This is a genomic window from Mesorhizobium sp. M7A.T.Ca.US.000.02.2.1 (genome assembly GCF_003996995.1).
In the GTDB taxonomy this organism is placed as follows: Bacteria; Pseudomonadota; Alphaproteobacteria; order Rhizobiales; family Rhizobiaceae; genus Mesorhizobium.
This window is the reverse complement of the sequence record NZ_RZTT01000009.1, coordinates 23879-35853: the sequence shown is the minus strand read 5'-3', so window position 1 is coordinate 35853 and position 11975 is coordinate 23879. Positions and strand designations below refer to the sequence as shown.

The 11975-nt window shown below is 63.2% G+C and carries 9 protein-coding genes and 1 pseudogene; 8 read left to right on the top strand and 2 right to left on the bottom strand.

Annotated features, from left to right (window positions below; all coding sequences use genetic code 11):
• Positions 1–49 precede the first annotated feature (49 nt).
• From EOD15_RS02075 to EOD15_RS02045, 7 genes and pseudogenes are all read left to right on the top strand, one after another.
• Positions 50–1840 carry an acyl-CoA dehydrogenase gene (locus tag EOD15_RS02075; RefSeq protein WP_127270390.1) on the top strand — a complete coding sequence of 597 codons (1791 nt, stop codon included), beginning with the start codon at positions 50–52 and terminating at the stop codon, positions 1838–1840.
• 121 nt (positions 1841–1961) lie between these two features.
• A pseudogene (locus EOD15_RS02070) lies at positions 1962–3132 on the top strand (acyl-CoA dehydrogenase family protein).
• A 33-nt stretch (positions 3133–3165) separates the two neighbouring features.
• Positions 3166–4374 (top strand): acetyl-CoA C-acetyltransferase, encoded by a 1209-nt coding sequence (locus EOD15_RS02065; protein ID WP_127322644.1) that lies wholly within the window; start codon positions 3166–3168, stop codon positions 4372–4374.
• A gap of 14 nt (positions 4375–4388) precedes the next feature.
• A complete protein-coding gene (locus EOD15_RS02060) occupies positions 4389–6608 on the top strand; it encodes a 3-hydroxyacyl-CoA dehydrogenase NAD-binding domain-containing protein (RefSeq protein ID WP_127408257.1) in 2220 nt (739 codons plus the stop codon).
• Between the two features lie 65 nt (positions 6609–6673).
• Positions 6674–7228 (top strand): thioesterase family protein, encoded by a 555-nt coding sequence (locus EOD15_RS02055; RefSeq protein WP_127322818.1) that lies wholly within the window; start codon positions 6674–6676, stop codon positions 7226–7228.
• Between the two features lie 115 nt (positions 7229–7343).
• Positions 7344–8012 carry a helix-turn-helix transcriptional regulator gene (locus EOD15_RS02050; protein WP_127268614.1) on the top strand — a complete coding sequence of 223 codons (669 nt, stop codon included), beginning with the start codon at positions 7344–7346 and terminating at the stop codon, positions 8010–8012.
• A gap of 9 nt (positions 8013–8021) precedes the next feature.
• Entirely contained in the window at positions 8022–8873 is an 852-nt protein-coding gene (locus EOD15_RS02045) for a thermonuclease family protein (protein WP_348629419.1), read from the top strand.
• Here the strand turns inward: EOD15_RS02045 and EOD15_RS02040 are convergent.
• Positions 8839–10485, bottom strand: coding sequence for a lysine--tRNA ligase (locus tag EOD15_RS02040; RefSeq protein WP_127319344.1), 1647 nt, complete (start codon positions 10483–10485; stop codon positions 8839–8841). The genes EOD15_RS02045 and EOD15_RS02040 overlap by 35 nt on opposite strands.
• A 165-nt stretch (positions 10486–10650) precedes the next feature.
• On the opposite strand from EOD15_RS02040, the gene EOD15_RS02035 reads away from it, so the two are divergent.
• Complete coding sequence (locus tag EOD15_RS02035; protein WP_013533653.1) at positions 10651–11058, top strand: tellurite resistance TerB family protein; 408 nt, start codon at positions 10651–10653, stop codon at positions 11056–11058.
• A gap of 60 nt (positions 11059–11118) precedes the next feature.
• Here EOD15_RS02035 and EOD15_RS02030 read toward each other — a convergent pair whose 3' ends face one another.
• Positions 11119–11967: a transporter substrate-binding domain-containing protein gene (locus EOD15_RS02030; protein ID WP_127319342.1), complete on the bottom strand. Its 849-nt coding sequence runs from the start codon at positions 11965–11967 to the stop codon at positions 11119–11121.
• Positions 11968–11975 lie beyond the last annotated feature (8 nt).

Sequence of the window (11975 nt, the reverse complement as noted above, 5' to 3'; positions counted from 1 at the left end):
GGCTTGTCTTCGGGGCATTCGGACCGGGTTTGCAGGGTGGAGAAAAAGCATGCCGACATACAGGGCTCCGGTCCAGGATACGCTGTTCGTGCTCAACGAGGTTCTGGGTTATCAGCGTTATTCGAACCTTCCCGGATTTGCCGACGCCACGCCCGATGTGCTCGAGGCGATCCTCGCCGAAGGCGCCAAGCTCGCCGAAAACGTCATGCATCCGCTGAACCGTGTCGGCGACATGGAAGGCTGTGTGCGTCACGACGATGGCTCGGTGACCACGCCGAAAGGTTTCAAGGAGGCCTTCGACCAGTATCGCGAGGGCGGCTGGATGGGATTGGCTGCACCCGTCGAGTTCGGCGGCCAGGGCCTGCCCTATGCCGTGCATACCGCCGTCGCCGAATATATGGTCTCGGCCAATATGTCCTTGATGATGTATCCGGGCCTGACGCAAGGCGCGATCGCCGCGATCATCACCCACGGCACCGACGAGCAGAAGTCAACATGGTTGCCGAGGATGATCGAGGGTGCCTGGACCGGCACCATGAACCTGACCGAGCCGCATTGCGGCACGGATCTGGGCCTGTTGCGGACCAAGGCGGTGCCGAACGGCGATGGCACCTATAAAATTTCAGGCCAGAAGATCTTCATCTCGGCCGGCGAACACGACATGTCGGACAACATCGTCCATCTGGTACTGGCCCGCATCGAGGGTGCGCCGGAAGGCGTCAAGGGCATCTCTCTGTTCATCGTGCCGAAGCTCAAGCTCGACGCATCGGGCAATCCGGGCACCAGGAACACCGTCTCCTGCGGCTCGATCGAGGAGAAGATGGGCATCCATGGCAATTCGACCTGCGTCATGAACTATGACGAGGCTGAGGGCACGCTGCTCGGCGAGGCCAATGGCGGCCTGAAGGCGATGTTCACGATGATGAACGAGGCGCGCCTTGGTGTGGGCCTGCAGGGGCTGTCGCTGTCGGAGATCGCCTATCAGAACGCTGTCGGCTACGCCAAGGACCGTTTGCAGGGCCGCTCATTGTCGGGGCCGAAGGCGCCGGACAAGAAGGCCGACCCGATCATCGTCCATCCCGATATCCGCCGCAGCCTGATGACCATGAAGGCCTTCAACGAGGCCGGCCGCGCGCTGGCGCTGTGGACGGCGATCAAGTCCGACATTGCCCACCGCTCCGGCGACGACAAGGACCGCCAGGCCGCCGACGATTACACCGGCCTGATGACACCGGTGGTCAAGGGCGTGCTCACGGACAAGGGCTTCGACCACGCCGTCATGGCGCAGCAGGTGTTCGGCGGTCACGGTTATATCGAAGAGCACGGCATGAGCCAGTTCGTGCGCGATGCCCGCATCGCCATGATCTATGAAGGCGCCAACGGCATCCAGGCGCTCGACCTCGTCGGCCGCAAACTCGGCCTGAATGGCGGCCGCGCCGTGCAGGCCTTCTTCAAGGAAGTCGGTGAGTTCTGCGAGGAGAACCGCTCCGACGAGAAGATGGCGCCATTCACCAAGGCGCTGAAGAAAGGTCTCAACGATTTGCAGGCCGCCACCATGTGGCTGGTGCAGAACGGCATGGCCAAGCCCGACAATGCCGGTGCCGCCTCGACCGACTACATGCATCTCTTCGGCCTCGTCGCTCTGGGCTATATGTGGGCGCAGATGGCCAAGGTGGCACTTGGCAAGACGGACGCCAATGGCGCGCAATCTTTTTACGACAACAAGGTCGTGACGGGGCGCTTCTTCATGGAGCGGATCATGCCGGAGACGTCGGCGCATCTCGCCCGCATTTCGAGCGGCGCCGACACATTGATGGCACTGCCGGCGGAAGCGTTCTAAAGATGATCGGCGTCCTCCTCCCCCTTGAGGGGAGGGTGGCCCGAAGGGTCGGGAGGGGTCGCTGCGGCAGTGCGCCGCCCTCAGTTTCGATGATGCATGTCGGGAGGAGTATCATACCAGCATGACCAACCCAGCTGAAATCCTTGGCCTTCCGAAGCCCGCTTGGGCGGCGGACGAGGTCGGCATGCTCTACGACATGGCGCATCGCTTCATGTCGGAGGAGATCGCGCCGCGCTACGACGAGTTCGAGAAGAACGAGATGGTCGATCGCGAGAGTTGGCTGAAGGCAGGCTCCGCCGGCCTGCTCTGCGCCTCTATGCCGGAGGAATATGGCGGCTCCGGCGGCACCTTCGCGCATGAGAGCGCCATCATCGAGGCCATCGGCCATGTCGGCGTCGACGGGTTCGGCATCGGCCTGCACAATTCGATCGTCGCCCCTTACATCCTCCACTATGGCTCCGAGGGAGCAGAAGAAGAAATGGCTGCCGAAGCTGGCGACCGGCGAGCTGATCGGCGCCATCGCCATGACCGAGCCTGGCGCCGGGTCCGACCTGCAGGGCGTCAAGACGCGGGCGCAGAAGGATGGCAACCAATACAAGATCAATGGTTCCAAGACCTTCATCACCAACGGCCAGCTTGCGAACTTCATCATCGTCGTCACCAAGACCGATCCGGAGAAGGGTGCCAAGGGCACCTCGCTGATCGTCGTCGAGACCGACGAGGTCGAAGGTTTTCAGCGCGGCCGCAACCTCGACAAGATCGGGCTCAAGGCCAACGACACGTCGGAGCTGTTCTTCAACGATATGCGCGTGCCGACCTCCAACCTGCTCGGCCATGAGGAAGGGCAGGGCTTCGTCCAACTGATGCAGCAATTGCCGCAGGAGCGGCTGCAGATCGGCACCGGCGCCATTGCCATGATCGAGCGGGCGCTGGCGCTGACCATTGATTATGTCAAGGAACGCAAGGCGTTCGGCAAGGCGATCATCGATTTCCAGAACACCCAGTTCAAGCTGGCCGAACTCAAGACCGATGCCACCGTCGGCCGCGTCTTCTACAATGATTGCGTCACCCGCCACATCGCCGGCGGCCTCGATCCTGTGACCGCGTCGATGGCCAAGTACTGGCTCAGCGACCTGCAGGGAAAAGTCGTCGACGAATGCCTTCAACTGCATGGCGGCTATGGCTACATGAATGAATACCCGATCGCCCGCATGTTCCGCGACGCCCGCGTCCAGCGCATCTACGGCGGCACCAACGAGATCATGAAATTGCTGATCGGCCGCTCTCTCTGAGAGCGACATCAGGCAAACCTAAGGAGCAAGCAAATGGCTGAAGCTTATGTCTATGACGCCGTGCGCACACCGCGCGGCAAGGGCAAGAAGGACGGATCGCTGCACGAGGTGCCGGCGGTGCGGCTTGCCGCCAAGACGCTTGAGGCGCTGCGCGATCGCAATGGGCTCGACACCGGCACTGTCGATGACATCATCTTCGGCTGCGTCGATCCGGTCGGCGAAGCCGGTTCGGTCATTCCGCGCGCCGCCGCCTTCGAGGCCGGCTACGACACCAAGGCGCCCGGCATGCAGATCTCACGCTTCTGCGCTTCCGGGCTCGACGCCATCAATTTCGGCGCCGCCAAGATCGCCCAGGGCGCCGATGAGATCGTCATTGCCGGCGGCGTCGAATCGATGTCGCGTGTCGGCATGGGCGCCTCCGGCGGTGCCTGGTTCATGGATCCGTCCGTAGGCCTGCCCGGCTGGTTCGTGCCGCAAGGCATCTCGGCCGACCTGATCGCCACCAAATACGGCTTCAGCAGAGACGACGTCGACGCCTATGCGGTCGAGAGCCAGAAGCGCGCCGCCAAATCCTGGGCCGATGGCCGGTTCAAGAACTCCGTCATCCCGATCAAGGACCAGAACGGCCTGACCATCCTCGACCATGACGAACATATGCGCCCATCGACCGACATGCAGTCGCTGGCCTCGCTCAACCCGTCCTTCGTCATGCCAGGCGAAATGGGCGGCTTCGATGCCGTCGCAGTGCAGAAGCACCCTGAGGTGGAAGAGGTCAATCACGTCCATCATGCCGGCAATTCGTCCGGCATCGTCGACGGCGCCGCCGCCGTGCTGCTCGGTTCGAAGAAGGCGGGCAAGGCGATGGGGCTGAAGCCGCGCGCGCGAATTCGCACCTTCGCCAACATCGGCTCCGAGCCGGTGCTGATGCTGACCGGCCCGGTCGACGTCACCGAGAAGCTGTTGAAGCGCGCCAAGATGAAGCTCTCGGACATCGACCTGTTCGAGCTCAACGAAGCCTTCGCTTCGGTGGTGCTGCGCTACATGCAGGCCTTCGACATCGATCACGACAAGATCAACGTCAATGGCGGTGCGATCGCCATGGGGCATCCGCTCGGCGCCACCGGCGCGATGATCTTCGGCACCGTGCTGGACGAACTCGAGCGCCGCGATCTCAACACCGCTCTGGTGACGCTGTGCATCGGCGCCGGCATGGGAACCGCAACCATCATCGAACGCGTCTGACGGGGAGAGAAACGATGAGCTACACCAATTTCACCCTCGACATCGACGCCGACGGCATTGCGCTGGTCACCTGGGACATGCCTGGCCGCTCGATGAACGTTTTCACCGAAGAGGCGATGCGGGAATTGAACGCCATTGTCGACAAGGTGGCTGGTGACGCCGCCATCAAGGGCGCAGTGATCACCTCCGGCAAGGACACCTTCTCCGGCGGTGCCGACATCACCCTGCTGCAGAAGATGCTGACGACCTTCGCCGCGGAAAAAGGCAAGGACGCCGAAAGGGCGACCAAGGCGCTGTTCGACAATGCCGGCATGATGACCGGCCTGTTCCGCAAGCTGGAAACTTGCGGAAAGCCGTGGGTGTCGGCGATCAACGGCACCTGCATGGGCGGCGCCTTCGAATTGTCGCTCGCCTGCCACGGCCGTGTCGCCGCCGACAGCGACAAGGTGAAGATGGCGCTTCCCGAGGTGAAGATCGGCATCTTCCCGGGCGCAGGCGGCACCCAGCGCGTGCCGCGGCTGACCGATCAGCAGCAAGCGCTGCAGATGCTGACCTCGGGCCAGACACTGTCGCCGCAGAAGGCCAAGTCTATGGGCCTGATCCATGAGATCGCCGAGCCGGCCAGGCTCGTCGAGACCGCCAAGGCGATGATCAGGAATGGCCTGAAGCCGGTGGCGCCATGGGACGAGAAAGGTTTCAAGCTGCCCGGCGGCCAGATCTATTCGCCCGCCGGCTTCAATCTGTGGCCGCCGGCCATCGCCATCCTGCGTCGCGAGACTTACGGCAACTATCCGGCCGCCGCCGCGATCCTCAAATGCGTCTATGAAGGCCTGCTGGTGCCGTTCGACACCGGTTTGCGCATCGAGCAGCGCTATTTCACCGAGATCATGCAGACCAAGGAAGCGGCGGCGATGATCCGCTCGTTGTTCGTGTCGCTGCAGGAACTGAACAAGGGCGCCCGCCGCCCGGCCGGCGTGCCCGAAACCAAGTTCAAGAAGGTCGGCATTCTCGGCGCCGGCTTCATGGGCGCCGGCATCGCCTATGTCACCGCCAAGGCCGGCATCCCGGTGGTGCTGCTCGACCGTGATTTGGAGTCGGCTGCCAAGGGCAAGGCGCATTCCGACAGCCTGATCTCGGATCAGGTCAAGAAGGGCCGCGCCAAGCCGGAGGACAAGGACAAACTGCTGTCGCTGATCACGCCGACGGCGGACTATGCCGACCTTGCCGGCTGCGATCTGGTGGTCGAGGCCGTTTTCGAGGATTCGAGCGTGAAGAAGAGCGCCACCGAACAGGCGGAAGCCGTGCTGAAGCCATCGGCGATCTTCGCGTCGAACACCTCGACCATTCCGATCACCGGCCTGGCGAAGAATTCTGCGCGGCCGAAGAATTTCATCGGCATCCATTTCTTCTCGCCGGTCGACAAGATGATGCTGGTCGAGATCATTTTGGGCAAGAAGACCGGAGACAAGGCGCTGGCCACCGCCATCGACTTCGTTCGCGCCATCAAGAAGACGCCGATCGTCGTCAACGACACGCGCGGCTTCTACGTCAATCGCTGCGTGCTGCGCTACATGTCGGAAGCCTACAAGATGCTGATCGAGGGCGTTCCCGCGCCGATGATCGAGAATGCAGCGAAGGCGGCCGGCATGCCGGTCGGCCCCCTGGCGCTGACCGACGAGACGGCCATCGACCTTGCCCAGAAGATCATGAAGCAGACCATCAGGGATCTGGGCGACAAGGCGGTCGATCCCAAGCAGATGGCGCTGATCAACGCCATGGTCGACGATCACGGCCGCTTCGGCCGCAAGAACGGCAAGGGTTTTTACGATTATCCGGCAAAGCCCGCCAAGAAGAAGTTGTGGCCGGGCCTTAGGGAGCTCTATCCGCAGCTTGCACCCGAGAAGGTCGATTATGAGGAACTGCAGCAGCGGCTGCTGGTCACCATCGCGCTGGAAGCGGCGCGGGTGATGGAAGAAGGCATCGTCACCGACCCGCGCGAGGCCGATGTCGGCTCGATCCTCGCTTTCGGCTTCGCGCCCTACACCGGCGGTGCGCTGTCCTACATCGACGGCATCGGCGCCAAGGCGTTCGTCAAGATCGCCAAGAACCTGCAGAAGAAATACGGCGCCGAGTTCAAGGCACCCAAGCTGCTGCTCGACATGGCCGAGAAGGGCGAGACCTTCTACCAGCGCTTCGATCCCTATGCGAAAGGCGACGTGAAGCAGGCAGCCTGACGCATGGACAAAATCAAGCGTCTTGCAGCGACCTTTGCGCGTCCAAGAGGACATGGGGCGCTGTAATGTATGTCTGGGCGCGCATGGTGCGCATGATGGCCACGGCACGCAGCCGTGGCCCCTATGTGATGGGCGGCGAAGGCCGGCTGGCTTTCCGCTGCCTGCCGACCGACATCGATTTCAACATCCATCTCAACAATGCGCGCTACATGATGCTGGCCGATCTCGGCCGCATCGACCTGTTTGTTCGTGCAGGCCTCATCACGCTGGCAAGGAAGAATGGCTGGGCGCCGATGATGGGCGGACTGCAAGCGGTCTATGCACGCGAGATCAGGCTGTGGCGCCGCTTCGAAGTGGTGTCCTCGATCGAGACCTGGGAAGGCACCCAGGTTGTAGGCAAGCACCGCTTCGTCCTCGACAATGGCGAGACGGCCGCGTTGATCCTGACGACAGCCGGCGTCTACGATCGCAAGGCTCGCAACTTTCTTGAGATTGACGAGGTCGTTGCGGCACTTGGTCGTGCCGTGAACCCGCGGCCACCGACGCAAACGGAGCGGATTTTCATGACATCGCACCAGGGTCTGCGCAGCTTGGCCAAGGGTGTCGGTCGATCCCGGTAGTCGGACTTTCCGCGATCGACGGAAACGTTTGCAACCACTCCACGACCGGTGGACAAAACGACATTCCAAGACTAGAAGGGAAAGGTATTTTTTCCTGCACCGAAGGAGAGCGAGCATGCTCTCGCACGACCGAGTCTGGGCTGCCATCGATGCTCTTGCCAAGCGTTATTCGCTTTCGGCCTCGGGTTTGGCCAAGCGTGCGGGGCTCGATTCCACTGCCTTCAACAAGTCGAAGCGTTTGTCGTCGGATGGCCGACCACGCTGGCCCTCGACCGAATCGCTGGCCAAGATCATCGAGGCTACGGGCGCCTCACTCGACGAATTCACCGGTCTGATCGAAGGCCGGCCCGGGATCAGCAATGGTGCTTCGACCAGCCATGCCGCTTCGGTCGCCCGCAGAAGCTCCGTGCCGTTGCTCGGCTTTGCCCAAGCCGGCGCCGGCGGCTTCTTCGACGATGCCGGCTTTCCAGTCGGGCAGGGTTGGGATCTGATCGAACTGCCGGCGCAATCGACCGAGAGTTCCTACGCGCTGCAGGTGCAAGGCGATTCCATGCTGCCGCTCTACCGCAATGGCGACGTCCTCATCGTCGAACCGGGCGCCGTCACCCGCAAGGGCGATCGCGTCGTCGTCAAGACCACATCAGGCGAGGTGATGGCCAAGGTGCTCGAGCGCCAGACCGTCAAGTCGATTGCGCTGGTCTCGCTCAATCCCGATCATCCCGACCGCGACATTCCCATGCGCGATGTCGAGTGGGTGGCGCGGATTGTCTGGGCAAGCCAATAGGTCCGGCTGGTGCGGCTTCTCCATCATGCGCTGGCGGTTCTGATGGTCCCTGTGATGGCGGCCATGGTCGTCACTGGCGGTCGCACGTTGAAAGGGAGTGAAAGCGTCATCACGGTGGACCAGCTTGATCCGGGCGCCGATACGATGGCGCAGCAGGCTGCCGGGACGGTGCCGCAGGAGCCGGCCACATCGGCCATAGGAGCCCCGCAGCCGCCAAAGCCGGCGCCGCATTCGAGGGCGATCGATCCCGAAATCGTCGCGCCCCCGGAACTGCCCGCCGAGGGGCTTGAACGGGTCGAGCCGCGCGAGCCGTTGAGCAAGCTCGCGCTGGCCGTGCCGCCCAAGCCGAAAATGCCCGACGACTGGAACGGCACAAAGCTGTTCCAGCCGGTTGCGCCAGCCGCCGGACTGATCGAGGCTAAGGGCTACTCGGTCGCGGTTTCCGGCATCGATATCGTCAGGCAGGACGAGACCTGCAGCGAGGACGGCAAAACCTGGCCATGCGGCGTCCGTGCGCGGACGGCGTTCCGCGCCTTCCTGCGCGGTCGCGCGGTGGTCTGCACGGTGCCGCCCGAGGGCGGCCGCGACCTGATCGCCGCCGAATGCCGGATCGGCAAGCAGGATGTCGGCCAATGGCTGGTCGACAACGGCTGGGCGCGCGCCGCCAGGGGCGGCCCCTATATCGAGGCCGGCGACAAGGCACGCACGGCGAAGAAGGGCATTTTCGGATCGGCGCCCGATCTGTCCGGCATGCCGGCGATGCCGGCCGCGCCACGCCCGGCGCCTCAGGCGCCGGGTTCGATCCTGGAAGAGGTCGACGGCGTGCTCAAGCCAGCTGACCAGCCAGCGCCCGCTCAATGAGCGCACGTGTCTCGGCAACGCCGTAGAGCGCTGCGAACGAGCCGAAGCGCGGGCCGCGCTCCTGGCCGATCAGCACCTGATAGATCATCTGGAAGAAGGCGCCCGATACGCCGGGGCCACCCTCCGGGCTCTGCTTGGAATGATCCTGATAGCGCTCGATCCTGCGCGCGACGTTGAGCGAGGCGTTCTGGATCGCTTCGCCGTTGGCGTCGGCCGGCAGCGCCCCAAGCGCTTCGTCGAGGGCTGCCAGCGCCTCGCGCTCGACCTCGTCGGCAGGCCGGAAGGTCTTCGTCGGCTTCACGAAATCGTCGAAATAGCGGATCGCATGGCCGACCAGCCGGTCGAGCTCGGGATGCGTCTTCGGCGTCACGCCTTGCGTATGACGTGAAATGAACCCCCACAGCACATCCTTGTTCTGCGCGTTGGAGGCGCTGACCAGATTGAGCAGCAGCGAGAACGGCACTGGCATGTCGATCGCGGGCGGGTTGCCGTCATGCATATGCCAGACCGGGTTGCCCAGCCGTTCCTTCCAGTCCTGCCGGGGATAGGCGGCAAGGAACGTATAGTATTCGTCCACGGCCCGCGGGATGACGTCGAAATACAGCTTCTTGGCCTGCCGTGGCCGCTGGTACATGTAGAGCCCGAGGCTTTCGGTCGGCGCATAGGTCAGCCACTCGTCGATGGTCAGCCCGTTGCCTTTCGACTTCGAAATCTTCTGGCCGTTCTCATCGAGGAACAGTTCGTAGACGAAATGCTCCGGCGCCCGTCCGCCCAGAATGTTGCAGATGCGGTCGTAGACCACCGCATTGGTCTGGTGGTCCTTGCCGAACATTTCGAAATCGACGCCAAGCGCTGCCCAGCGCATGCCGAAATCCGGCTTCCACTGCAGCTTCACGCGGCCGCCGGTGATCGAAAGCGTGGTCTCGGTGCCCTCGTCGTCGAAGGTGATGGTGCCGGCCTCGGCGTCGACATGCTTCATCGGAACGTAAAGCACGCGGCCGCTCTTCGGCGAGATCGGCAGGAACGGGCTGTAGGTCGCCTGCCGCTCGGGTCCGAGCGTCGGCAGCATCACCGCCATGATCTGCTCATAGCGTTCGGCGGCGCGCTTGAGCATCGCATCGAAACGGCCGGACTTGTAGTATTGCGTCGCGCTGGCGAACTCGTAGTCGAAGCCGAACGTATCGAGGAAGCGGCAAAGCATCGCGTTGTTGTGGTCGGCGAAGCTGGCATAGTCGCCGCCGAAGGGGTTGGGGACCGACGACAGCGGCTTGTGCAGATGCGGCTCGAGTGCGGCGCGGTCCGGCACGCTGTCGGGTATCTTGCGCATGCCGTCCATATCGTCGGAAAAGCACAGAAGCTTGGTCGCTACCTTATCCTGCGTCAGGACGCGGAAAGCATGGCGCACCATCGACGTGCGCGCCACTTCGCCGAACGTGCCGATATGCGGCAGGCCGGACGGCCCGTAGCCGGTCTCGAACAGGATTGTTTGCGGGAAGTCGGCGCCTTTGTAGCGCTCGATGATCTTTTTGGCCTCTTCGAACGGCCACGCCTTGCTTTCGGTAGCGGCCGCCAACAGCTCGGGGTTGAGATCGATGATGTTTGATCCCGCCATGTCACAGTTTTCCAAATCGTTTGCCGGCCCGAAGGCGGGCCGCAGCAAGGGTTTTTCAACCGGTCTCTAGGCGTGCAGCGCCGGAGCGTCAACGCGTGCGGCGCTTTTTCCTTGCGGTGCAGAACGGGCGTTCCTAACTTCGAGGTCCGGTTCAAGGAGAAAAAATTGCCGACACCTCATGAAGCCCTGATCTATCTGATGGTCATCACCTCGGCCTCCGACCGCGACATGACCGATGTCGAACTGGCGCGGATCGGCGAGGTCGTCCGCTCCTGGCCGGTGTTCGAGGACTTCAACCACGACAGGCTGGTCGGCGTTGCCCAGGACTGCCAGAAGCGCCTGCACGAAAAGGACGGGCTGGAGGGTGTGCTGGCTGAAGTCGCCGAGGTCTTGCCTGAGCGGCTGCGCGACACCGCCTATGCCGCCGCCTTCGAGGTTGCCGCCGTGGACCTCGAAATGCGCATGGAAGAGGTACGGGTGCTGCAGCTGATCCGGCGTCAGCTCGATCTCGACACGCTGACGGTTGCTGCCATCGGCCGCGCGGCCAAGGCGCGGCTCCGCACGCTGACCTGAAGTCCTTGGCCGGGCGCTGTTGAGGTTCAGGTCAGGCCGGCAAAGCCGACCGGAACCGGATCAGAAAAAGCTGACCGGGAAATAGCGCAGATAAAATTCGGCGAACGTGCCTTTCATCGAAATCTCCTGCAGCGCGTAGTCGATCGCGGCGGCCAGCGCCGAATTGTCCGCTTTGGTGGCGATGGCCATGCCCGATCCCAGATATTCAGGCGCCAGATAGGGCCCGCCGGCAAAGCGGCAGCAGCCCGCCGCGTCCGAGCCGCCCAGCCAGAAAGCCAGGCGCATGCCGTCGCCGAAGGCGGCGTCGACCTTGCCGGCCTTGAGATCGGCATAGAGGTCCTCCGGCCTGTCGAAAGGGACGACCTGAACCGTGTTGAAATAGTCGCGCAGCATGCGTTCATGCGCCGAGCCTGATATCACGCCGACACGCTTGCCGTGCAATTTGTCAAAGATGGGCTCGGTCAGCGCCTTGCCTTTCGGCATGATGAAGCGCGCTGGAAACTGCAGATAGGAGCGTGAGAAGGCGTAGGTCGCGCGCGATTCCGGTGTTGCGGCGATGCCGGCGATGATCGCCTCGCCTTCGCCTTTCCGCAGTGCGCCTTCCAGCTCGGCCCAGGGCAGGGCCTGGATCTGGCATTTTTCGACAATGCCAAGCTCGGCGCAGATGGCGCGTGCCAGATCGATATGGAAGCCGGACAGCTTTCCCGCGCCGTCAAGGAAGTTGAAGGGCGGGAAGTCCGTGGTGGTCAGGAACCTCAGCCGGGGCAGCGTTGAAAGGTCTGGCTTGGGCAGCCGCTCCTTGGCATCCCACAGCACCGGAACCTGAGGCGCCGCGGCGCGCGCGCCGTCGGCGAACGACAGCAAGCCGATCAGCATCGCAAGGGCGAAGGACCTCCACCGGAACGCCAAGATAAAAC